The sequence below is a fragment of the Lacinutrix chionoecetis genome (assembly GCF_053604665.1).
The window spans coordinates 148,705-173,880 of the sequence record NZ_JBSHNQ010000087.1; the positions used below are offsets into that span (position 1 = coordinate 148,705).

Below are 25,176 nucleotides of genomic sequence, written 5' to 3' on the forward strand. Positions count from 1 at the left end.
AATATGTCATTAAAATCATTTTTCGCTAAACCCTTTGCAGCTATTGTTTATAATAAAGTTAAAAAATGGTCCGATAATCCAGTAGAAACACAGAACAAAGTATTTCAAGAGTTAATTGACAAAGCTGCTCAAACTCAATTTGGAAAAGACCACGATTTTATGAGTATAAATAGTCATGACGATTTTGTAAAGCAGGTGCCTATTCGTGATTATGAAGATCTAAAACCATATGTTGATAGAGTAGTTGCTGGTGAAGAAAACATACTTTGGAAAGGGAAACCACTTTATTTTGCAAAAACATCTGGTACAACATCTGGTGCGAAATACATTCCTATTACTGCCGAAAGCATGCCTAATCATGTAAACGCGGCAAGAAATGCTATTTTATTATACATACATGAAACAGGACACTCGAAATTTGTGGATGGTAAAATGATATTTCTTCAAGGTAGTCCCATTTTAAAAGAGGAAAACGGTGTGCAACTTGGCAGACTCTCTGGTATCGTTGCTCACTTTGTACCAAAATATCTTCAAAAAAACAGACTGCCATCTTGGGAAACTAATTGTATAGAAGATTGGGAAACTAAAGTAGACGCTATAGTAGAAGAAACGCTGAAAGAAGACATGACAATTATTTCGGGTATTCCATCTTGGGTACAAATGTATTTTGAAAAACTCCAACAAAAAACAGGAAAAAAAGTTGGCGAAATCTTTAAAAATTTCAACCTGTTTATTTTTGGAGGTGTTAATTATGAGCCCTATCGTGCTAAGTTCGAAAACTTAATTGGGAGAAAAGTAGACAGTATTGAACTTTATCCTGCAAGCGAAGGTTTCTTTGCGTATCAAGACAAACAAGACGAGAAAGGCATGCTATTACAATTAAACTCTGGGATGTTTTATGAATTTGTTTTAGCCGAAGAATTCTTCAACGAAAATCCAAAACGAATCACCATTAAGGACGTAGAAGTAAATAAAAATTATGTGATGATTGTTTCAACAAATGCAGGATTGTGGGCTTACAATGTTGGCGATACAGTAATGTTTACCAGCACGAAACCTTATCGCGTTGTTGTTTCTGGCAGAATTAAACATTTTATTTCTGCATTTGGAGAGCATGTTATAGGTAAAGAGGTTGAACAGGCGTTAAAAAAAGCTACCGAAAATTCTTCAGTTAGAATAAACGAGTTTACTGTGGCACCACAAATTAATCCAGCATCAGGTTTACCATATCACGAATGGTTTATAGAATTTGAAAACGAACCAGAAAGTATTTCAGTTTTAGCACAACAAATAGATACCGCTTTACAGCAACAAAACAGTTACTATTTAGACTTGATAAGCGGTAAAGTGTTACAACCACTAAAAATTTCTGTTATCCGGAAAAAAGGCTTTCAAAATTATATGAAGTCTATTGGCAAGTTGGGAGGCCAAAATAAAATACCGCGTTTGGCAAACGATCGTAAAATCGCAGACGCTTTAAATACTGAGATTATTAGTAAATAATAGTATATTTGCCAGCTAAAGAGACTTAATGACTAAAATTAAAAGACACGAAAGAACCAGAGCACAAGAAAGCTCTAATGCCATTGAACGAATGTACATTACCATGCGACATTTATTCAATCGTGGCTTTTATAAGCCTATGGGCATTTCGGGAGAGACTTTGCGAGAAGCACTTTTAGTTTTAAGACCAGAAATTTATGGATCTATTTCTGATGAAAAGGCAGAATTAGATGGACTCTTATATGTTGTAGACAGATTGCCTATTGGTATAGAACAATGTCGTTTTATTAATCTTACAAGTGACGAAGGCTATGCGAATTCACATTTCGAACCTATAATTCCACCAAAAAGAAGACGAAATTGTTATCGCATAGACGAGGAGCAAATGAATATTGAAATTACACGTGGACGTAGTGAAATTTACGATATTTTAACACATTTAACTTTCCTGTTTGTAGAATCTCACAAAATTTGTAAACGCGTTGTAATAGATGAAAAAGGAAAAACCACTCGCGATTGGATTAAACTGGAAAATGCTGTATTAAGCAAAAAGAAACTTACTAAACCAGAACGCGAAATAGCAATTACACATACAGCAAATATTTTAGGTCGAACTTTTAAAGAACTTAGTGATGTTTATAGTGTTTTTGCTACCCCAAAACATCCAGAACGTTTATTGGAAATAGTATATTGGCTTGGGAAATTGGCAATTGATGAGATTATAAATAACAACAAACGAACAGTGACTTTTAGTCCTGTGCTACGCGAGCGCTTAGGACACCACATTCATGGTGAACGTTGGGCAAATACTATTAAAGAAACACTTAAAAAGGAAGGGTTATTATCCAGGCCAATACATATAATTAGTGCAAATTTACATAGTGTGATGAATACACTATATGCGCCTCAAGCCCTAAAAAGTTTGGTAGCTAAAAAAGATATTTTTCAAGTGTACGAAGCCTTAAGTAGCCCTGAAAACGAGGCACTACGCAATAAAGTAACACAAAAAGCGTTACAGCAAGGGATGATTTATATCAAAGACACCTCTGGAACCAACATAAATGTTCAGATTTTTGATACAGCGAAGCTTGATTTAAAATTCACAGACCTTGAAATTTTAAAAACAAATAGTAATGGTGAAAAGCCTGTGCTTTTCGTTATGGATTATGCATTTGGAGAACAGGCCTACGAAACTATAGACGAGTTGTTAAAACCATATGATGACGGTGATGAAAAAACACACCTGAATATCGAGTCTATTTCAATAATGGGAAAAGCAGGAATTCTAGAAGGTGGGAAAGGAGATATTATGATACCCTCTGCACACATATTTGAAGGTACAGCAGATAATTATCCTTTTGAAAACGAGTTAAGCAAGGAGGATTTAGAAGGACATGGTGTTAATATTTATGAAGGAAGTATGATTACCGTATTGGGTACCTCGCTTCAAAATAAAGATATTTTAAAATTCTTTTATACTTCAACATGGAACGTTATAGGACTAGAAATGGAGGGCGCACATTACCAAAAAGCCATTCAAGCAGCTTCAAAAGTAAGAAGTAGCATCAATAAAGACGTTAAGGTGAGGTATGCTTATTATGCTAGTGATAACCCATTAGAAACGGGTAGTACACTTGCTTCTGGAGGATTAGGTACCTCTGGTGTAAAACCAACCTATTTAATAACCAGAAAGATATTACAACAAATATTTAACTAACACGAGTAGTACCAATTATGAATCAAGAATTACCACCAAACAAAAACACCAATGAAGAAGTAGACTTAATCGTGTTTTTTAATTATATAGGAACAATAATCAATAGCATCTTTAAGGTAATTAAAGATATTATTAAAGGGATTTTTTCTATTATTATTTATACTTTAAAAGTAATCATTAATAGTTGGAAAATTATTTTAGGAGTATTAATAATTGCTATAATTTTAGGTTATGTAGCCGAAAAACAAAGTCCAGTTACCTACAAATCTGAAATGTTGGTGAGGCCTTATTTCGACTCAAAATTTCAATTAGTTAATAATATTAGCTTCTTTAACGCCTTAATTGCAAATAAGGATTACGATCAATTAAATAAAATATTTAACCAAGACAGTGCGAAAAGCGTAAATGTTGAAGACATAAAAGGTTTTAAAATAGAGCCAGGTCCAGAAACTGAGAATGACCGTATTCTACAATACCAAAGATTTACCCAAGAGCTCGATAGTGTAGGTTTGTTACAAGCCAATTATGACGATTTTATCGAAAATAGAAGTATTTATTCTGGAGATTTATTCTTAATTACTGCAAAGTCTAATAAAAAAGATATTTTTAAAAGTCTTACCAACGGTATAAATACCGCTTTTACAAACGAGTTTTCTAGCTCTAAAAAGGTAAAAGATTCTTTATTATACGATTTACAAAAGAAGAACATAGATTCCAGTTTAAGCGAAGTAGAAAAGTTGCAGCAAATATACATACAAGCATTACAAGACCAAGCCAAAAACCCTGGTCAACCTGTAAAGTTTGGAGAACTTTTGTTATCTAAAGATACAGAGCTTGATACTAAAGAGTATGCCTTACTTGAAAAAGAATTAGGTTTAAGAGAACAATTAAGACAGCTCGATGCAAAACGAATTAACGAAGATGTCTTTGTAGATGTTATTAGTAGTTTTCAACCCGTTGGAAACAAGGAAACAACATGGAAAGAAAAATATTCCTTAATTTTTCCAGTTTTAGCTATGTTTCTTTTAGCACTGTTTTATGTTATTAAAAAAGTGGTTATTTATGCCAAAAACTATGATGAGTAAAAGTGTTTTAATAACTGGAGGAGCAGGATTTATTGGCTCTAATTTCATTCCGTATTTTTTAGAAGCTAATCCAGAAGTAAAAGTGGTTAACTTAGATAAACTTACCTATGCAGGTGACATATCGAACTTAAACGAAATAGCGGAGCATGAGAATTACACTTTTTTTAAGGGAGATATTTGTGACAGAACTGTTATCGAAAGGCTGTTCGAGCAATACACATTCGATGGTGTGATACATTTTGCTGCTGAGTCCCATGTGGATAATTCTATTAAAAACCCAAGTGCTTTTATAGATACAAATATTACAGGAACGTTTAACCTTTTAGACGTTGCTAAAAACTTCTGGATGGATAAACCAAATCAGGTTAAAGAAAATTTCAAGCATGCGAGGTTTCACCACATATCTACAGACGAAGTTTATGGTACATTAGGAGAAACAGGATTATTTACAGAAGCTACACCTTATGCTCCTAATAGCCCATATAGTGCTTCCAAGGCCGCTTCAGATTTTATTGTTAGAAGCTATTTTCACACTTACGGTATGAATGTAGTTACAACCAATTGCTCTAATAATTATGGGCCCAAACAACACAACGAAAAATTAATACCTACAATTATTAGAAAAGCAATTTCGGGAGAAAATATACCTATCTACGGAGACGGAAAAAACATTCGTGATTGGTTATACGTATTGGATCACTGCAAGGGAATTGAATTAGTTTTTAAAGACGGACAAGCAGGGGAAACATACAATATTGGCGGAAGAAATGAAAGAGATAATTTGTATATTGTAAATTCAATTTGTGAAATTTTAGACACTATCAAACCAAGCAAAAATTCTTATAAAAATCAAATCACTTTTGTAAAAGACAGGCCTGGCCATGACTTTAGATATGCCATTGATGCCTCTAAAATTGAAAATGAATTAGGCTGGAAAGCCGATGAAAACTTCGAAACCGGAATTAAAAAAACCATAGATTGGTATTTAAAAAAATATAATTAGATTATGAAAGGAATTATATTGGCAGGAGGCTCAGGAACACGTTTACACCCATTAACGTTGGCGGTAAGTAAACAATTGATGCCTATTTACGATAAGCCAATGATTTACTACCCATTATCTACATTAATGTGGGCTGGTATTAAAGATATTTTAATAATCTCAACACCTCACGATTTACCATTATTTGAAGCGCTTCTTGGTGACGGAAAGAAATTTGGATGTAATTTTCAGTATGCAGTACAAGAAGCACCAAATGGTTTGGCAGAAGCCTTTATTATTGGAGCCGATTTTATTGGGAACGATAAGGTTGCACTCATTTTAGGAGATAATATTTTTTACGGAACAGGATTAGAGAAACTATTACAGGAAAACAACAACCCAGATGGAGGTATTATTTATGCTTATCATGTTCATGACCCAGAACGATATGGTGTTGCCGAGTTCGATGCCAATGGTAAAGTAATCTCAATCGAAGAAAAACCCGAAAATCCAAAATCTAATTATGCCGTTCCTGGTATCTATTTTTATGATAATGATGTTGTAGATATTGCTAAAAATATTAAGCCAAGTCATAGAGGTGAATTAGAAATAACAGATGTTAATAAGGCTTATTTAGAACAAGGGAAATTAAAGGTAAGTGTACTGGATAAGGGTACAGCCTGGTTAGACACAGGTACTTTTAAATCTTTAATGCAAGCTTCACAATTTGTTCAAGTTATTGAGGAGAGACAAGGATTAAAAATTGGTGCCATTGAGGAAGTAGCATATAGAATGGGCTATATTTCTAAAACACAGCTTCAAGAACTTATACAACCATTAGTTAAAAGTGGTTATGGAAAACACCTTCTTAGTATTTTAGAGCATTAAAATAAAAAACTTAAATGAACGTTTTTGAAACCAACTTAAAAGGCTGTTTTATAATCGAGCCGAATATATTTAACGATAAAAGAGGCTATTTTTTTGAAAGTTTTAATAATTTAAAATTTCAGGAACTCACTAAAACAAAAACTGTTTTTGTTCAAGACAATGAGTCCTATTCTACCAGAGGTGTTTTACGAGGTTTACATTACCAAACTGGACCGCATGCTCAAGCAAAATTAGTTAGGGCTGTACAAGGTAAAATACTAGATGTGGTCGTTGATTTAAGGAAAGACTCCAAGACTTTTGGAGAACATTTTTCAATAGAGCTTTCAGGAACTAACAAAAAGCAACTATTCGTGCCAAGAGGTTTTGCACATGGATTTGTTGTTTTAAGCGATACCGCTATTTTTTCTTATAAATGTGACAATTATTACAATAAACATTCAGAAGAAGGTGTCATCTACAATGATCCAGATTTAAATATCGATTGGCAATTATTAGAAAGCGAACTTATAGTTTCGGAAAAGGATATTGAACTTCCAACCTTTAAAAATGCCAGTTTACCATGAAATTGAAAGTTTTAGTCACAGGCGCAAGTGGACAATTAGGACAATGCTTACAGGAATTAGCACCTCAATTTGAATTAGAGTTTTCTTTTTACGATAGTGCTTCATTAAACATAACTTCTAAGGAAGACATAGCGTCTCTGGTAAAAGACGATTACGATTTTTGTATTAACTGTGCAGCTTACACAGCTGTAGATAATGCAGAAGAAGACACAGAAAACGCCAACTTAATTAATCATTTAGGAGTTAAATATTTGGCCGAAACCTGTTTAAAAAACAATATTGTACTCATTCATATTTCTACAGATTTTGTGTTTAATGGCGAAAAGAACAGACCTTACAATGAAGAGGATTCCGCAAATCCAATTTCAATTTATGGGCAAACCAAACGAGACGGAGAACAAGTTATTGAGGCACTATTAACTAAATATTTTATTATTAGAACCTCTTGGCTTTACTCTCAATATGGCCATAACTTTGTAAAAATCATGCTCAACTTAGCTAAAACTAAAAAAAGTCTTGGAGTAGTGGACGATCAAATTGCCACACCAACCTACGCAATGGATTTGGCAAAGGCTATTTTACAAATTATTACTAATAATAATGATCAATACGGCTTATATCATTACAGTAACTTAGGTGTCGCAAGCTGGTATGATTTTGCTAAAACTATTTTTGATAAAAGCAATACGCTTATAGAGGTAGATGCCATACCTACAACAGCTTATCCAACTAAAGCAAGAAGGCCATATTACAGTGTTTTAGACAAAACTAAGTTTATAACATCCTTTAATATTAAAATACCTTATTGGCAAGAAAGTTTAGAACGATGCTTAAAAGCATTACTTTAGCGAATTAAGTACGATTATGACACATAAAATTGCAATAATAGGATTAGGTTACGTTGGGTTGCCATTAGCTGTTGAGTTTGCAAAAAAATATCGAGTAATTGGTTTCGATATAAATAAAAAACGAGTAAAGTCTTTAATAAAAGGTGTAGACGAAACACTGGAAGTAGAATCTGGTGCTTTATTAAAAGTATTAGCTCTTAAAAAAAACGGATTAACACTAACATCTAACCCAGAAGATCTTCTTGAAGCGAATACATATATTGTTACAGTACCAACACCAGTAGACGGAAACAAAAGACCCATATTCACACCTTTAATAAATGCTTCTAAAACTGTAGGTAAATTTTTAAAACAGGATGATATTGTTATTTACGAATCTACAGTGTATCCTGGAGCAACGGAAGATATTTGTGTTCCAGTTTTAGAATTAGAGAGTAATCTAAAGTTTAATACGCATTTTTATTGTGGTTATTCTCCAGAGCGTATTAATCCTGGAGATAAAAAGCATACCATTACAAAAATTAAAAAAGTTACCTCTGGGTCTACTCCAGAAATAGGTAACGTTGTTAATAATTTATACGCTTCCATTATTACTGCAGGAACGCATCTAGCAACCTCTATAAAGGTGGCAGAAGCAGCAAAAGTAATTGAAAACGCACAACGCGATATTAACATTGCATTTGTAAACGAACTTGCAAAAATTTTTAATAAACTAGATATTGACACGCATGACGTGTTAGAGGCAGCAGGCACAAAATGGAATTTTTTACCATTTAAGCCAGGTTTGGTTGGTGGGCATTGTATAGGTGTAGATCCTTATTATTTAGCACAGAAAGCTCAAGAAGTTGGTTACCATCCAGAAATTATTCTCGCAGGTAGACGCATAAACGATTCTATGGGAGAGTTTGTAGCTACTGAGGTTTTAAAATTAATGGCCCAGAAAGAAATAGAAATAAAAAATGCTAAAATCTTAATGCTTGGTATTACCTTTAAAGAAAATTGTCCAGATATAAGAAATACCAAAGCAATAGATGTTTATAACGCATTAAGATCATTTCATATTAATGTAGATGTTTACGATCCATGGGCTTCAAAAGAAGAGGTGAAAGCGACCTACAATTTCGAGTTGATCGATACCTTAACAAAAACTTACGATGTAATTATCCATGTGGTAGCTCACGATAAATTTAAAAGTTTAACTTTCACTAAAATTAAGGCGCAAAAAGGAATTATTTACGATGTTAAAGGCACATTATCGATAAAAGACATAGATAAAAGGCTTTAGTCGCTAAAATTAAATACTTTCAATTGTTCAAGGATGTTTACCAAAACAAAATTAATTAGTAAATTTGCATCCCATAAAAAAAATGTTGTAATTCATTATAATCGAATTATAACTTTCACTAAACAAAGCACATGTTAGATTTAAAAGGAAAATCAATTTTAATTACTGGAGGAACAGGTTCTTTAGGAAAAGCACTAACCACCCATATTTTAAATAAGTATCCTGAAGTTCGTAGGTTGATTATTTTTTCTCGTGATGAGCAAAAACAGTTTCAAATGGCTCAGGAATATTCAGATAAAGAATATCCTCAAATACGTTATTTTATTGGCGATGTTAGAGACAGGGAACGATTAGAACGTGCTTTACAAAGAGTGGATTACGTAATTCATGCTGCAGCAATGAAACACGTTCACATTGCGGAGTATAATCCAGATGAGTGTATTAAAACAAATATTGGAGGTGCAGAAAATGTGGTTGATGCTTGTTTTAAAACAAATGTTACACGCGTAGTGGCATTATCTACAGATAAAGCTTGTGCTCCAATAAATTTATATGGCGCTACAAAATTAACCTCAGATAAGTTATTTATTGCAGCTAACAATATTAAGGGCGAGAATAATATTCGTTTTTCTGTTGTGCGATATGGTAATGTAATGGGATCTAATGGTTCTGTAATTCCTTTTTTCATTAACAAAAAGAAAGAAGAAAACAGTTTACCAATAACCGACCCTAATATGACGCGTTTCAATATTTCACTACAAGGTGGTGTAGATATGGTTATGCATGCATTAGAACATGCTTGGGGAGGCGAATTATTTGTACCTAAAATCCCATCTTATAAAATTACAGATGTAGCCGAAGCTATTGGTCCAAATTGCGATAAACCCATTGTAGGCATAAGACCAGGAGAAAAAGTACATGAAGAAATGATAACAGCATCAGATTCCTTTTATACTTACGATTTAGGTAAATATTACACTATAATTCCTGCCACGCATTCTTGGGATTTAGAAGAATTTAAAAACACGTTTAACGCTAAAAAAGTTAAACAAGGTTTTAGCTACAATTCTGGTGATAATGAAGATTGGGAAACGGTAGATAGCCTAAGAAAGCTAATTAAGGAACACGTAGATTCTTCATTCGAAGTATAATGAGTTATAAAAGTATTCCATACGGTAAGCAACACATACAGCAAGACGATATTGATGCGGTAATTAATGCTCTAACTTCAGATTTTTTAACACAAGGTCCAAAAGTTGCAGAATTTGAAACCGCTTTTGCTAAATATGCAGGCGCAAAATATGCTGTGGCAGTAAACAATGCAACAGCTGGATTACATTTATCTGTTTTAGCATTAGACTTAAAAGAAGGAGAACGTGTTATTACAACCCCAATAACTTTTGCAGCATCGGCAAATTGCGTTAGATATGCAGAAGGAGAAGTATGGTTTGCAGATATAGATAGAGATACGTATTTATTATCCTTAGAGTCTACAAGACAACTTATAGAAAGTAAACCTAAAGGTTTTTTTAAAGGCATTATACCTGTAGATTTTGCTGGGCTACCAGTAGATCTTGAAGCATTTAGGGATTTAGCCAATAAACATAACCTTTGGATTATAGAAGATGCCTGCCATGCGCCAGGAGGCTATTTTACAGACGCTAAAGAAAACAAACAAAAATGTGGTAATGGTAATTATGCAGATATAAGTGTGTTTTCTTTTCACCCAGTAAAACATATAGCATGTGGAGAAGGCGGCATGCTTACCACAAACTCAGAAAATCTCTATAAAAAATTATCATTATTAAGAACTCATGGTATTACAAAAGATAACATGAGCGAAAACCATGGTCCATGGTTTTATGAGATGCAAGAATTAGGGTTTAATTACAGGTTAACAGACATACAATCTGCTTTAGGGATTACCCAATTGGCTAAAAATGATGCTGGTGTAAAAAGAAGAAATGAAATAGCTAATAATTATAAAAAAGCGTTTGATGGGAAATTAAAATACCAAAATTTACCAGAAAAGACGTATAACGCTCATCATTTATTTATTATTGAAGTAGAAGACCGTAAAGGATTATACAACTTTTTACGAACAGAAAACATTTACGCTCAAATACATTACATTCCTGTTCACACATTGCCATATTATAAAGATATTGGTTATAATAAAGCCAATTTAAGTAACGCAGAAGACTATTATAGTAAATGTATAAGTTTACCTATGTATCCAAGTTTAACCAATGAGGAACAAGCTTTTGTAATAGAAAAGGTGTTAGAATTTACTAATGGCTAATTTAGCAATCATACCAGCTAGAGGAGGAAGCAAACGCATTCCTAGAAAAAACATAAAACCTTTTTTAGGAAAACCAATTATTGCATACTCCATTGAAGCAGCTTTAAATAGCAAACTTTTTGATGAGGTTATGGTCTCTACAGACGATAAGGAAATTGCAGACATTGCAATTAAATATGGTGCAAAAGTCCCGTTTTTAAGAAGTAAAGACAACGCAAATGATTTTGCTGTTCTGGCAGATGTGGTAAAAGAAGTGACGGTTAATTATGCCACAGAAAATATAACCTTCGATAACATATGCTGTATTTTGCCTACAGCGCCATTTGTTAATGCTAAAAAAATTAAAGAAGCATACAACACTTTAACCACTTACCAATTAGATAGTGTTTTTCCAGTGTTAGAATTTTCTTTTCCTATACAACGTGCATTACAAATAGAACACAATAAAGTGAGCATGGTGGCGCCACAGCATTTAAACACACGCTCTCAAGACTTAGAACCAAGATATCACGATTCTGGACAATTTTACTGGATTACCAATGCGAGTTTTAAAAAGGAAGGTAAATTATTAACTACAAACGCTGGCGCTATCGTTATTTCAGAATTAGAAGCACAAGATATAGATACAGAAACCGACTGGAAGTTAGCCGAAATAAAGTACAAGTTAATCTTAAATGAAGAAAAAAATACTTTTTAGAGCCGATGGTAACGCAACAACAGGATTAGGACATCTGTATCGTTTGTTTAGTTTGGTAGAAACGGTGAAATTCCATTACGAATTTACGTTTTTAACATCAGAAACGTCAAACTTAGAAATTATTCCTAAGGCGTATAACTTAGTTACAATTCCAAAGCACATTACTCTTAGCCAAGAGCCACAGTGGTTAAACACCAATTTCCCAAGCAATGATTACATGATTATTGCAGATGGTTATCAATTTACTTCAGCCTATCAAAAAGCCATTAAAATTAATCAATACAAGCTCATTTATATAGACGATTTAGCCACAGAGCATATGTATGCCGATGTAGTAATAAATCATTCTGCACACATTCAAGAAAACGACTTTTCTTCAGAAAATTATACAAAATTCGCTTTAGGAACTAATTATGCACTTTTAAGACCACAATTTTTAAAGGAAGCAAAAGCAGGAAGAACGATTTCTAAAATCGATTCGGCATTTGTTTGTTTTGGAGGTGCAGACACACATAATCTTTGCTTTAAGTATACTCAGGCATTGTTAGGCTTAAATATTTTTAAAAAAATACATGTTATTGTAGGAGCAGCTTATAAGCACAATGAGATAGTTAATTTAAAAGCAAATAATAAAGATATTGTAGAAATCCATAAAAACCTTTCAGCAGAAAAGCTTATTGAACTCATGAAAAATTGTAATTTTGCGGTAGTTCCAACAAGCACCATATTATTTGAAATTCTATGTGTTAAAATGCCAGTGTATTCTGGTTACTTTGTTGAAAACCAGAAAAAAGCTTATCAGGCCTTTAAGGATCAGGGAATAGTTGGAGGTAACGGAAATATGATAAATAAAGACGATATAAACATTAAAAATGATATTGAGAAGTTTATAAAATCTTGTAACATTAATACCTTAATAAAAAAACAGGAAGATACCATAGACGGCTTACAAAGCATAAGGCATCTTAAAATAATAAACAACGTTGCAAAATGAGAGCAAACGATATTAAACTAGTAGAAGTTAAAGAAAAAGATATAGAATTAATAAGAAGCTGGAGAAACTCTCCAGAAGTAGCTTCTTACATGTATTCTGAAGATAAAATTACTGCCGAACAACAACAACATTGGTTTAAAAAAATTCAACAAGACGACACGTCTCAATATTGGGTTATTGAATATAATGGTAAACAGTTAGGGCTTGCAAGCTTAACAGGTATTAATAAAAATCTTAGTAGTTGCTATTGGGCGTTTTACTTAGGAGACACTTCGGTAAGAGGTGCAGGAATAGGTGGTAAAGTAGAATACAATGTTTTAGAATATGTTTTCGAGCATTTAAATTTAAATAAATTGAGGTGCGAAGTATTTACTTTTAATGATAAAGTAATTAAAATGCACGAAAAATTCGGATTTAGACGTGAAGCCTATTATCGAGAGCATTGCTATAAAGACGGAAGTTTTAAAGATGCTGTTGGCTTAGCGCTTTTAGCATCAGAGTGGAATATTGTAAAAGAAAAAATGCATGGCAAAGTTTACAGAAAAAATTAAAGTAGGAACTACCTACACATCAGAATCTTTTTCGTACACCCAAAAAAATGTTAACGATTTCGCCGAGATTTCAGGAGATAGAAATCCGCTACATTTAGACGAGGATTACGCAAGTAAAACCATTTTTAAGAAAAGAATAATACATGGCTATTTAGGCTCAAGTATTTTTTCTAAAGTATTTGCTACAGATTTTCCTGGTGAAGGCACAATTTATTTAAAACAGGACTTAAAATTTTTAAGACCAATGTTTGTTGAGGTAAATTACACCGCTAAGTTTTCGGTTTTAGAACTGGACACCGTTAAACATAGAGCATTAGTAAAAACAGAAATTTTTAATTCTGAAAATGAAATAACAGTGTCGGGAGAAGCTTTAATACAAAATAAAAGCTATTTATAATGACTAATAATAAGACCTTTATTATAGCAGAGTTATCTGCAAATCATGGCGGAAGCATAGAGATAGCAAAAGAAACCATTCGCGCAGCAAAACGTGCAGGCGCAGATGCCATTAAATTACAAACCTACACAGCAGACACGATTACTACAGACGGTAAACAGGAGCATTTTAAAATTACACAAGGTACGTTTTGGGATGGTCAATATTTATACGATCTATACAAAGACGCCTATTTACCATGGGAATGGCACGAAGAGTTATTTAATGTGGCAAAAGAGGAAGGCTTAATTTGTTTCTCCTCTCCTTTCGACTTTACAGCTGTCGATTTTCTGGAAGAATTAAACTGCCCAATTTATAAAATAGCCTCTTTCGAAATCACAGATATTCCTTTAATAGAATATGTGGCTAAGAAAAATAAACCTATTATAATTTCAACCGGAATTGCCTCGATAGAAGACATAGAATTAGCGATAGAGACCTGTAAAAATGCAGGTAATCACGATATTACCATTTTAAAATGCACATCGGCTTATCCTGCAGATCCTGCAGATTCTAATTTATTAACCATTCCAGATATAATAAAGCGTTTTAATGTAAAATCTGGTTTGTCTGATCATACTTTAGGCATAGAAGCGCCAGTAGTTTCTGTTTGTGTTGGTGGAACAGTAATAGAAAAACACTTTATTTTAAATAAAGAAGTTGGTGGTCCAGATGCACATTTTTCTTTAGATGAAGCAGCCTTTACAGAAATGGTAAAAGCAGTAAGAAACGCAGAAAAGATGCTTGGTAAGGTAGATTACGAATTAACCGAGAAAAAATTAAAAAGTCGTGAGTTTTCACGGTCTTTATTTATAGTAGAAGACATAAAAGCAGGAGAAATTATTACACCAGAAAATGTGCGTTCTATTAGGCCTGGTTATGGTTTACACCCAAAGCATTACCATGATATTTTAGGAAAAGCATTTGCTAAAGATGCCATAAAAGGTACGCCTTTAGCAATGGAATTAATTAATTAACCGTTCTTTACTAAATCTTATGACATTATTATTTGTAGAAAATAGGTATAAAACTTATTTTTTTGAAGCCATTGCATTAGAGTTAGCAAAAAAAGGGTTCGATATCCACTTTTTAATTCAAAATAAAAACTTTTTACCTAAAAAGAAGTTTACCAACCATAAGATTACTTATCCTAAAAGAGTTTATAAAGACTATACACCAGATAAAGATATCGCTCTAATTATAGAAAGCGACAGACAGCAAAATCATTTTAAGAAAAGAGATCAATCGTATTTTTATTATTACAATAATAAAATAGAACAAATTTTAAACACTGTTAAACCAGATTTTGTATTTGGTGAGTCTACAGCGTTTCATGAGCTTTTAACAATTAATTTGTGTAAAAAGAAAGACATACTCTATTTAAACCCTTCAACATGTCGCTATCCATTAGGACGTTTTTCGTTTTATAAATACGATACTTTAGAACCCTTTAAAGGTAGTGGAGAGGTTTTAGAAACCAATATTGCATTACAAGTTGTAGATAGCATTGTTAATAGAACAGCGAAGCCAGATTACATGAAAGCGCTTAGCATTTCTAAAAAAGCTAAGATTGCAGACAAAATTAAGTTGGTAAAAGGTTTTGTAGAAGGCGAAAGCTTTAATACGCCTCACCCAATAACAAAATTTAGTATAGAACAAGTAAAGCGCAGAAATATAAAAATGTGGGATGAACAGGCTATGACTAAATTGTCTAAAACACAATTTCTACTACTTTACCCTTTACAAATGCAACCCGAAGCAAATATAGATGTTTGGGGACGCGCTTACAGAAACCAAAGCGAACTTATAAATGCTTTGGCTAACGCCATCCCAGAAGATGTAACATTAGTGGTAAAACCCAATCCAAAATCTAAATACGAATTAAGTGCTGGATTATTAGATGTCGTTAAACATCACCAAAACATAATTTGTTTAGCGCATAGTACAAAAATGGACGATGTACTTAAGGATATAGATTTAGTGGTTACAGTAACAGGCACTATTGCTATAGAATGTATTTTAAGTAACAAACCCGTAGTGACTATGGTAAAAACACTTAATAATAAAGCAGCTAATTGTTTGTATTTGCCTAACCTAAAGGATTTGGATAGTGTTATTTCTAAAGTAAAAAGCAGTACATTTATCACCTTAAAAGATAACGAAAAAGCAAATTTTATTAATGCGTTAAATAGCACAAGTTTTAAAGGTATAATTTCCGATCCGTATTGCGATGCTAACTGTGTGGGGAGTAGTAATATAGAAAATGTTGAGAAAGCTTTCTTAACCGTATTAGAATCAAAGTAGAATGAATACTAATTTTTTAGTTAAAAATAGTCCAATGAAAACCATGCGTAATGGGTTTCTACTATGGTTATTATTCTACTTATTAACACCCTTAAACGTTAAATACCAATTTTCATTTATACCAATATTTTATATTATTTCATGCTATTTTGCAATGTATTTGGGTTATCGATTAACCAAAACAAAAACACCAACAGATAGTGTTAATCTTACAGAGAATCAAAAAAATATTCTGTATAAAATATTGTATGTTACTATTGCGATTGCCTTGTTTGGACTTTTTTTGAAACTATTCGATAAGTTTGTACTTAGGCAGACGTCTTTTAGCAATTCTATGTCTGAAAACAGAATACTATTATCAGAAACAGGACCTTCTATTTTAAGTATTTTTTCAGCGATTACCAATCCTTTTAGCTTTATTCCGTTATTTATTTGCTATCAATTGAAAGTAAAAAATAAGTATTTGCTTATATTTTGTATGCTTCTGTTTTTCTCGGCTGCGCTCGAATTTTTAGTACTAGGATCGCGATCTGGCTTGTTTATTTTAATCATACTTTTTGTTATGGTTATAACTTACTTTAAGGTTATAAAAATATCACTTGGTAAAGCAGTACTAGCGGCAAGCATTTTATTCTTTCTTGCTATTTATTCAGTTAATCTCTTTATAGACAGAACAAACGATTTTACAAAATCTGATAAAAGATCGGTTAAACATATACTAAGTGTTGCTAATTACAATTTTACTATTGAGCCTACAGAAGGCCTAAAAGAAAATATTATTAACGATGAAAACAGTATAACTCAAGCATTAAAACTGGGTGGTATAAATTTTTTACAATACTATCTTCACGGTGCTTATGAGTTTAATTATTTATATAACGAATACGAAGGCGAACACCATTATGGCGCTTTCACATTCAACACCTTTGCCAAATTTTTAAATATTACTTTAGGCACAAATATAGATTTACAAAAAATACAAACAAGCCCTCCAAGAACAGGAATTTATACCACTTTCTTTGGACCAATTTATATGGATTTTGGCTGGTTGTCTTTTGTGTTTATGTTTATGTTTGGATGGATACAGAAGTTTGTGTACAATAAAACTTTAACTGGAAAGAGTCAATATTTGCCATTATTATTTTATTTTTTGATTATTAATTTCTTTATGCCAGTAATTAATTTCATTATTAGCGCTCAAGGTTTGTATATAATAATTGCTTTCGTGATTTTTGCTATGGTATTCACAGCATTAACCTCTAAGCTTTATTTTGCAACTATTAATAATAAAAGGCTGTTTATTAGAGTTTTTAAATAATGAATAAACTTGTTATATTTTGAAATGAAAAAAACGTTAACATTTATATCTTGTTTATTACCTAGTAAAATCGCTGTTTTATGTTTAAGGCTTTTAGGACATAAAATAGATTGGAGCTGTAAAATTGGGTTTTCATTTATTTACGTTAATAAGCTTAATTTAGGGCAAAATTGCAAAATAGGGCACTTAAATTTTATAAAAATAGACGAAATAATTTTTCAAAAAGAAGCTTATATTGGCAAACTCAACATTATTAAAGGACCTTTGTCTTTAAATTTCGATAAAAAAGCTGCTTTAGGAAATTTAAACACTGTAGTAAGAGCTTCTTTAGGGGTTACTTACGGGAAATCTGAATTACGTTTAGGAGAATTAACTAAAATTACTGCAAGACACTATCTTGATTTAACGAACACTATCGATTTTGGTGAAAACTCTATTTTAGCTGGAGCTGGTTCACAAATATGGACACATGGATACATACATGCACAAGAAGGTCCAGATAGAATAAGAGTAGATGGAAGTGTTAAATTAGGTAATAATGTTTACATTGGCTCTCAATGCATAGTAAATGCAGGAGTTACAGTTAATAACGCCATAACGGTAGGTAGTAATTCTACAATATCTAAAGACTTAATAGAACCAGGAATGTACGTTGGACAAAAATTACGTTTTCTTGATAAAAATATTAAAGATGTTATGGCTAACCTTGAGAAGGTAGAAATTGAAGGGCTAAGAGAAATAGTTTATAAAAAATGAAAAAAACGATAATATTTAACTCGCCTATTCGCCTATTCGCCTATTCGCCTATTCGCTTATGTGCCTATTATGTTTTACAGGCTGTGATACTGATACTAATAGAGAAAAAAAGCTAAGTAACGAAGTGTTAGAATTTGAAAACAAATATGTAGTTAACAAGGACTTTAAAGTTGGAGATGTAAGAAGATATGGCGTAACACCTAATCAAGACTTCGATTTAAAATTTTTACAAGAAGCATTAGATGTGGCAGAAAAAGGTGTAGAATTATTTTTTCCTGAAGGAACTTACAAAGGAGGTTTCAATATAAATTCAAGAAAAAATATAGAAATCTATTTCGATAATGCCTCTTTTACAAATGTGATTCATATAACCAATGAAAATGGGGATAAATCAAGTAATATAAATTTAAAAGGAAAATTAATAACTTATGATAGATTCGGTGTTTACGAAAGTGACAATATTAAAGTAGATACTCTAATAATAAAATCAAATAAAAACATACACGAAGATAGAAAAGAATCAAGAGGTTGCCATATTTACACAAATACAACTAATCTGTCAATTAACTATTTAAAAATTGAAGACTTGGGTGATGAAGAAAAAAATAATCATGCAGCGTTAGCTGTAGACGGTTTTCCTAACTATCCTAAAAATATTCACATTAAAAAGGCTATTATTGAATCTTCAAAAAGACACGGAGCATATATTATGGGTTTTAATCACAAAATAGACACGCTTATAGTAAACAATTATGGTATAGGAAATGGCGTTAATATGTCTGCAATGCAAGGCAAAACACATTATAATGAGAAGAACTTTATAGGCATTTGGTTTAACGAATGTTATAATACTCAAATAAATTATTTAGAAATAAATAAAGCTAAATCAGAAAATGAATACTTAGATATTTTCTTCGATATGGGAGACAAAAAATATCCCATAAAAATTAATAAAGTAAAACACAATAACAAAATACTAACTTATGAATATTCAGGTGAAATCATCAATTAAATATCAATTTATAATAGTGGCTGTCATGGCGCTGTTTTTTAGCTCTTGTAAGGACGAAAATAAAAAAGAAAATGGAGAAGAAAATGTTAATACTCAAGAAACTGTAGATAAAGTTAATTCTGAAGAACTTAAATATGTAATAAACGACGGTTTTCCGGTTGGAGATGTAAGACGCTATGGTATTGTAAACGAAGGTGGAGACCCAACACACCCTTACACCAAAAAACCAACAACACAATCCATATTAGAATTAGCGCAAAAAGAGAATATTAAATTATTTTTCCCAAAGGGCTATTACAAATTTGGACTTTACTTTAAAGGCATACAAGACATTACCATAGAATCTGATGGTGCAGAATTTGGCGGTCCATTGTACTTTATAGAGGACGCAGAGGGTAACGAGTCTAAAGACATTAAAATTACCGGAAACATAACAACTTACTATAAAGTTTTTATGAGAAAATGTCAAGATATCGAATTCGAAACGGTAAATGTTGTTTCTAACCCAGAAAAAAACATCGCTAAATTAAATAGTATGGGTTGCGACATTTATGGAGGCAGTAAATTTATTTATTTTAAGAATTTAATAATTGATGGCTTAGGCTCAGATGGAGACAGTTTCAAACTAAATAGGGCTGCTTTACAAGTGCATGGGTGGAATAATAATCCAGAGAGTTTAACTATCGATCATTTAAAAATTATTTCTTCTGATAGGCATGGTGTTTATTTAACAGGAAACAACCATAACATTCAAAAAATAACTATAGATAAATTTGGAGTTGGTAGTTATAAAGGAATGAACGATTTAGACGATTCTGCAAAAGGCCAAACAGATAACGTAACAGGCTTATGGCTTAACAAATGTAACAATACATCAATTGGAAATGTTACAATAAATACAGCAAACTCAAAAGGAACCTATTCGGTTTGGTTAGACGAGGGCAACACCGCACAACCAACCACCATAGAAAGTATTACACTTACAGGAGGCGATAAAAAACTGCCACTATTTGCAGAAGAAACAACCAATGTAGTGGTTAGAGATTTAAAAAAATAAATTGAAACAATTTTTAAAAAATAAACTGTTTTTTTTGGTTGCTTTTGTATTCTCAAAAGCAACTGTTTTTTTTGCGCCTTTGTTGTTGTCAAATTCGCTTACCGAAGTAGATTATGGTAGTATAGAGTATGCTATGAATATTGCATTTTTAGCAGCAGCAGTGCTTAATCTGGGCGTGCCTAACGCGTATCCCTATTTTAAATTAAAAAGAGGCTTTAAAACTGTTTTTAGTGGCTTTAATGTGCACTTCGCCTATTTGCTCATTACAAGTTTGCTTTGTCTTATTGGTATAGTTTTATTTGTTAATAAGGTTGAATATCTTTTAGCAGTGTTATTTGCTTATACCTTAGCAAACCAAGTCAATTACTCTATAAAAGAAAAGTCCAACGAGAATATAGTTAAAGCAGTAATTATAGATTCGTTATTCTATATCGTATTAATTACAGCTTACATTGCAATAATAATATTTAATAACAACTCGATAACCTACATCGTGTTCTTTTCTGCAATTTATGCCATATGTTACGCGGTTATTACCCTTTTAAAACTAAAAAATACGGTAAAGGTAGACCTTAAAAAACATAGAAAATTAATTAAGTATGGAATAAGCGTTATGGTGTCGGGATTGCTAATTTTATTAATAGCAAATTCTGGTAGATTATTAATAGAATACCTTTTTAACGACAAAGAACTTATTGCAATTTTTAGTTTTTATTTCAGGATGGCATCTTTTGTTATTATTGCACATCAAATTTTAAATATTATTTATTTTAAAAAAATCTATACATTTAATGTGCATAAGTTAGACATCTATTTTGCGGCTTTTTTAGTACTTATAAGTGTTGGTATTGTAATTACGTATTTTGCTGTACCTTATTTTGGGCGCTCATTTTTTAAGCTGTTTGCGTCTTTTACCGAATACAAAGATGTTTATTTAGTACTTTGTTTTCAAATGTTTTTCTGGATAATGCTCGCCAACAACGAGAATATAATTTATAGAGAGGGTATTGCAACAAAAATGAACATAGGGTTTATTATCTTGCTATCTTGTTTTTTAATATTTGCTGTAAGTTTTAAAAACAGCCTTAATTTTTTTGATGCCGTTTATGCATTATATATATTAATAGTTTTAGCAAATGTAATCCAGCTGTTAGTATTATATAAAACCAAAAAAATTAAGCTAGTAAAAACATCTGCTTTTGGTTTATTAATTTTTATTATCTCTATTATTTGTATTCAATATTAAACTTAATATTTAAAACAAAAAGAGCAACTACTTATACTGTGTTGCTTATGCTTTTTGTTGTAACGCTACCTGTAAGTTATGGGCTAAATTCTGTTAGCGCTATAGTTTTAGGCGTCTTCTTTTTTTTAGATTATAAAGAGAATTTTAAGCGTAAATTTAAAGTACTTAAAAACAACAAACTCTTTTTGTTATTCTTATTAATTGTAATTGTTCAGTTAATAGGTTTGCTGTACACTAACAATATGTCTCGAGGCTTAAAAACGGTACAAACATTTTTGCCGTTTATTGCGTTACCACTTACCATGCTAACAGAGAAAAAAGCCAATTACAAGCAGTTGTTGGCCTTTTATAAATGGTATATGTTTTCCGTTTTATTTGTATTGCTTTGTTACCAATTCTATATGCATAAAACACTAATGTCTTTTGAAAATAAAGCATTTGAGGTTTTAGATATTAGTCCTTTTTATTATTCAGCTTTTTTGTTTTTAGCCGTTTTAATTACTTATTTTAATTTAAAGAAAGCTCATTTTAAATTTGGTATCAACTATTTTTTATTGCTGTTTTTTGGGTTTTGCATATTATTGTTAAGCGCCAGAATCTGCTTATTAGTTTTAATACTCTTTCTTTTAATTGAGTTTTTTAAAGAATTTAAATCGGTTGCATTAATTAAAAAAATAGCGTTAACAGTAGTATTATTTTTCGCTATAGGTTTAACGGCATACCAAGTTCCTCCACTTAGAAAAAAAATAGACATCTCTTATAAAACCTTAGATTTCGATTTTAAAACCATATTAACCAAAAACCAGATTACACTAACACGAAACTCTCTGGAATATAGAGTATTAATCAATTACTGCAGCTTTAACATTTTTAAAGAAAATATTTTTGGAGTAGGCACAGGAGATAACCGAGATGCATTGTTAGATAAATATAACGACATTGGTTTTAAAGCAGGAATAAAGGCTAATTATAACTGCCACAATCAATATTTAGAAGAGTTTACAAAAACAGGAATATTGGGAGGCGTAATATTTTTAATATTTATTTTTTATATTATTAAGACTTCGGTAAAAAATAAGCGACATTTGTTTTATATAGCACTTTTTGTATCTATAGTTTGTATAACAGAATCGTACATTAACAGACAGCATGGTATAATGTTTACCGCTTTTTTTCTGTCTCTTTTCTACGCTATCGAAAAGGGAAAAGAACAGGACATTATAAATTAATAAATTTAAAGTAGTAATTGTACAAATGCTTAAATTAAAGAACCTAAATAGTATCTCGTTTATAGCTAGTGTTTTTTTAGGTTTTATAATATGGGCTTTAACATTTTTTTTATTACCAATTTCTACTAATGGAATTAGCACCAAAACCATTACCTTTATTGCACTATCTGTAGTTGCTTTATTTGCTGGATTCTACTCTTTTGGTAACAGCACTACATATATTGCAAAAAGCAAGTCAATTAAACTGAAAAAGTATTTTCTACTATTAATAATCTTTGCATTTATTGGTTTGTTGTGTAGGTATTTCGAGTTGTTTTTCTATAGAAACTTATCGTTTTCTAACACTTACCAAATTAACAAACAACTAAGTTTAGAAAGTGCAATTAAAGCACCACTCTGGCTAAAATCTTTTGCCACCTTAAGGGTATTAAATACCGTACCATTAATTTTACTCATTGTTTTAAAAAGCAAAAACATTAAGTATTGGTTATTAGCTCTGTTTATATTGTGTATGTCTGGATTAGAGGTGTTTATTTTTGGTACCAGAAAACCCTACTTTCATCTTTTTATACTAATCGTAATTGCGGTTCTTATAGCTTATAACCTAAAAAGAATAACAACTTATAAATCGATATTAATAACATTAATAACATTAATAATCCTTGGTTTGTTTTCTTATTTCATATTAAACAAAAGGATGGAAGGTCAAGACAATAAAGCGCTTATTTCTATCACAGAATCCAGATATAACGATTTTGTAAAAATCGATAAAAATAAAATGGATTATTTTTATAAAAACCCTAATAGTGTAAATACAAAAATACAGCTCTTACTTATACATACAGGGCAGTACTTTGTTCATGGCTTTTACGAATTAGATCACATTATAAATAAAGATTTAACAAGAGCCGGAGGACTCTATACTTTTAACCCTGTTTTTAAACTTACTAATCGTTTAGGTTTTACAGCGGTTAATATGAATAGAAATAAATTCCACCCAAGAGGTTATGTGTATGTTACCTTTTTTGGCTCTTTATTTATAGATTTTGGTTGGTATAGTTTAATCGTGATTTTCCTTTTTGGAGCACTTCAAAAAAGTATATATTTGCAATCTAAAAAACATCCTGTATTTAAAGCATTTTGGGTGTACCTGCTATCTGTTAATTTGGTTATGCCAATTTTTAATTTGCTTTCGGGTAGCCAATTATACTTATTTGCTTATTTAACAATTTTAGGTTTACTTATATTAATAATAGAACGCATAAACGCAAGAAAAAATATTACTTAACAGAATGAAAAAGGCTCTTGTACAAGATTGGTATTACGTTAATGGTGGTGCAGAAAAGGTAATTCATTCAATAAACAATATTTGGGACGACTTTGACCACTTTGCGTTAATAGATTTTTTAAATGATGAGGACCGTGCATTTATTTTGAACGGAAAGAAAGCGCAAACCAGTTATATTCAAAATTTACCAACTGCAAAATCTAACCACAGAAAATTTCTACAGTTTTTTCCGCATGCTATAGAACAATTCGATCTGTCTCAATACGATTTAATAGTATCTTCCTCAGGCTTTGTCTCTAAAGGTGTTTTAACCCATCAAAACCAAACACACATTTGCTATTGCCATTCCCCTATGCGCTATGCATGGGATATGTACCATTCTTATTTAAAAGATGTGGGCTTAAACAAAGGTTTAAAAGGCATGTATGTAAAATATGTACTTCATAAATTAAGACTTTGGGATATCGCATCGTTAAACAGAGTAGACCATTTTGTTGCCAACTCCAATCATATTGCCAAAAGAATTAAGAAAACGTACAATCGCGATGCACATGTAATATATCCACCAGTAGATATTAACACGTTTACTTTAGAAACTAAAAAAGAGGACTATTACCTAACCGCATCAAGAATGGTGCCTCACAAAAAGATAAAAGTGATAGCACAGGCTTTTTCTAAAATGAAAGACAAAAAATTAATCATTTTAGGAGACGGACCAGAAATGAAACAAATTAAGTCTTTCGCAACACCTAATATAGAGTTGCTTGGTCATGTAGAATATCACGAATTAGTTGGATATTTACAAAAAGCAAAAGCTTTCGTTTTTGCTGCAGAAGAAGATTTTGGTATTGCTCCAGTAGAAGCTCAGGCATGTGGAACACCCGTAATATGTTTAGGAAAAGGTGGTTGCGCAGAAACTATTTTAAATAAAGAAACTGGACTCTTTTTCTACGAGCAAGACCATGAACATATAATTGAAGCTGTAAAAGCTTTCGAAAAATTAACTTTCGATTACAATTTGGTTAGAGAAAATGCATTGCGTTTTTCTAAAGAAAGGTTTGAAAAAGAATTCGAGATATTTGTAAACAGTAAAGTGTAAGAAGCCTTTAATCATA

At 31.8% G+C, this 25,176-nt stretch carries 24 protein-coding genes; all 24 read left to right on the forward strand.

Annotation, left to right across the window (positions count from 1 at the left end):
• The first annotated feature begins 3 nt into the window (after nt 1–3).
• The 24 genes from ACVC43_RS15530 to ACVC43_RS15645 all read left to right on the forward strand — a co-directional run bounded on the left by ACVC43_RS15530 (nt 4) and on the right by ACVC43_RS15645 (nt 25,160).
• Nucleotides 4–1,503, forward strand: a complete 1,500-nt coding sequence (locus tag ACVC43_RS15530) for a GH3 auxin-responsive promoter family protein (RefSeq protein ID WP_452225459.1) — start codon at nt 4–6, stop codon at nt 1,501–1,503.
• Nucleotides 1,504–1,531: 28 nt separating this feature from the next.
• Entirely contained in the window at nt 1,532–3,220 is a 1,689-nt protein-coding gene (locus ACVC43_RS15535) for a DUF6909 family protein (protein ID WP_452225460.1), read from the forward strand.
• Nucleotides 3,221–3,237: 17 nt separating this feature from the next.
• Complete coding sequence (locus tag ACVC43_RS15540) at nt 3,238–4,305, forward strand: hypothetical protein (protein WP_452225461.1); 1,068 nt, start codon at nt 3,238–3,240, stop codon at nt 4,303–4,305.
• On the forward strand, nt 4,283–5,308 hold the full coding sequence (gene rfbB, locus ACVC43_RS15545; RefSeq protein ID WP_452225462.1) for a dTDP-glucose 4,6-dehydratase: 1,026 nt from the start codon (nt 4,283–4,285) through the stop codon (nt 5,306–5,308). The genes ACVC43_RS15540 and rfbB overlap by 23 nt, the downstream gene beginning before the upstream one ends.
• 3 nt (nt 5,309–5,311) lie before the next feature.
• Nucleotides 5,312–6,175 carry a glucose-1-phosphate thymidylyltransferase RfbA gene (gene rfbA / locus ACVC43_RS15550; protein ID WP_452225463.1) on the forward strand — a complete coding sequence of 288 codons (864 nt, stop codon included), beginning with the start codon at nt 5,312–5,314 and terminating at the stop codon, nt 6,173–6,175.
• Nucleotides 6,176–6,189: 14 nt separating this feature from the next.
• Entirely contained in the window at nt 6,190–6,738 is a 549-nt protein-coding gene (rfbC, locus tag ACVC43_RS15555) for a dTDP-4-dehydrorhamnose 3,5-epimerase (RefSeq protein ID WP_452225464.1), read from the forward strand.
• Nucleotides 6,735–7,586, forward strand: coding sequence for a dTDP-4-dehydrorhamnose reductase (gene rfbD, locus ACVC43_RS15560; protein WP_452225465.1), 852 nt, complete (start codon nt 6,735–6,737; stop codon nt 7,584–7,586). Before rfbC ends, rfbD begins: the two co-directional genes overlap by 4 nt.
• A gap of 16 nt (nt 7,587–7,602) precedes the next feature.
• Nucleotides 7,603–8,871, forward strand: a complete 1,269-nt coding sequence (locus ACVC43_RS15565) for a nucleotide sugar dehydrogenase (protein WP_452225466.1) — start codon at nt 7,603–7,605, stop codon at nt 8,869–8,871.
• 131 nt (nt 8,872–9,002) lie between these two features.
• Nucleotides 9,003–10,022, forward strand: a complete 1,020-nt coding sequence (gene pseB / locus ACVC43_RS15570; protein ID WP_452225467.1) for a UDP-N-acetylglucosamine 4,6-dehydratase (inverting) — start codon at nt 9,003–9,005, stop codon at nt 10,020–10,022.
• Nucleotides 10,022–11,173, forward strand: a complete 1,152-nt coding sequence (pseC, locus tag ACVC43_RS15575) for a UDP-4-amino-4,6-dideoxy-N-acetyl-beta-L-altrosamine transaminase (protein WP_452225468.1) — start codon at nt 10,022–10,024, stop codon at nt 11,171–11,173. The genes pseB and pseC overlap by 1 nt, the downstream gene beginning before the upstream one ends.
• Nucleotides 11,166–11,870, forward strand: coding sequence for a pseudaminic acid cytidylyltransferase (gene pseF, locus ACVC43_RS15580; protein ID WP_452225469.1), 705 nt, complete (start codon nt 11,166–11,168; stop codon nt 11,868–11,870). The genes pseC and pseF overlap by 8 nt, the downstream gene beginning before the upstream one ends.
• On the forward strand, nt 11,848–12,864 hold the full coding sequence (pseG, locus tag ACVC43_RS15585; protein ID WP_452225470.1) for a UDP-2,4-diacetamido-2,4,6-trideoxy-beta-L-altropyranose hydrolase: 1,017 nt from the start codon (nt 11,848–11,850) through the stop codon (nt 12,862–12,864). Before pseF ends, pseG begins: the two co-directional genes overlap by 23 nt.
• Nucleotides 12,861–13,415, forward strand: coding sequence for a UDP-4-amino-4,6-dideoxy-N-acetyl-beta-L-altrosamine N-acetyltransferase (gene pseH, locus ACVC43_RS15590; protein ID WP_452225471.1), 555 nt, complete (start codon nt 12,861–12,863; stop codon nt 13,413–13,415). The genes pseG and pseH overlap by 4 nt, the downstream gene beginning before the upstream one ends.
• Complete coding sequence (locus ACVC43_RS15595) at nt 13,390–13,812, forward strand: MaoC family dehydratase (protein WP_452225472.1); 423 nt, start codon at nt 13,390–13,392, stop codon at nt 13,810–13,812. The genes pseH and ACVC43_RS15595 overlap by 26 nt, the downstream gene beginning before the upstream one ends.
• Nucleotides 13,812–14,828: a pseudaminic acid synthase gene (pseI, locus tag ACVC43_RS15600; protein WP_452225473.1), complete on the forward strand. Its 1,017-nt coding sequence runs from the start codon at nt 13,812–13,814 to the stop codon at nt 14,826–14,828. Before ACVC43_RS15595 ends, pseI begins: the two co-directional genes overlap by 1 nt.
• Before the next feature lie 19 nt (nt 14,829–14,847).
• A complete protein-coding gene (locus tag ACVC43_RS15605) occupies nt 14,848–16,155 on the forward strand; it encodes a capsular polysaccharide export protein, LipB/KpsS family (RefSeq protein ID WP_452225474.1) in 1,308 nt (435 codons plus the stop codon).
• 1 nt (nt 16,156) lies between these two features.
• The gene (locus tag ACVC43_RS15610; RefSeq protein WP_452225475.1) at nt 16,157–17,473 is read left to right on the forward strand and encodes an O-antigen polymerase; all 1,317 of its coding nucleotides are present in this window, start codon (nt 16,157–16,159) and stop codon (nt 17,471–17,473) included.
• A gap of 24 nt (nt 17,474–17,497) precedes the next feature.
• Nucleotides 17,498–18,229 carry an acyltransferase gene (locus ACVC43_RS15615; RefSeq protein ID WP_452225476.1) on the forward strand — a complete coding sequence of 244 codons (732 nt, stop codon included), beginning with the start codon at nt 17,498–17,500 and terminating at the stop codon, nt 18,227–18,229.
• A 58-nt stretch (nt 18,230–18,287) separates the two neighbouring features.
• Nucleotides 18,288–19,241 (forward strand): hypothetical protein, encoded by a 954-nt coding sequence (locus ACVC43_RS15620; protein WP_452225477.1) that lies wholly within the window; start codon nt 18,288–18,290, stop codon nt 19,239–19,241.
• Nucleotides 19,213–20,298, forward strand: coding sequence for a hypothetical protein (locus tag ACVC43_RS15625; protein ID WP_452225478.1), 1,086 nt, complete (start codon nt 19,213–19,215; stop codon nt 20,296–20,298). Before ACVC43_RS15620 ends, ACVC43_RS15625 begins: the two co-directional genes overlap by 29 nt.
• A 1-nt stretch (nt 20,299) precedes the next feature.
• Entirely contained in the window at nt 20,300–21,544 is a 1,245-nt protein-coding gene (locus ACVC43_RS15630) for a lipopolysaccharide biosynthesis protein (protein ID WP_452225479.1), read from the forward strand.
• Nucleotides 21,545–21,591: 47 nt separating this feature from the next.
• A complete protein-coding gene (locus ACVC43_RS15635; RefSeq protein ID WP_452225480.1) occupies nt 21,592–22,773 on the forward strand; it encodes an O-antigen ligase family protein in 1,182 nt (393 codons plus the stop codon).
• Nucleotides 22,774–22,798: 25 nt separating this feature from the next.
• Complete coding sequence (locus ACVC43_RS15640) at nt 22,799–24,061, forward strand: O-antigen polymerase (protein WP_452225481.1); 1,263 nt, start codon at nt 22,799–22,801, stop codon at nt 24,059–24,061.
• Between the two features lie 4 nt (nt 24,062–24,065).
• Nucleotides 24,066–25,160, forward strand: a complete 1,095-nt coding sequence (locus ACVC43_RS15645) for a glycosyltransferase (protein WP_452225482.1) — start codon at nt 24,066–24,068, stop codon at nt 25,158–25,160.
• Nucleotides 25,161–25,176 lie beyond the last annotated feature (16 nt).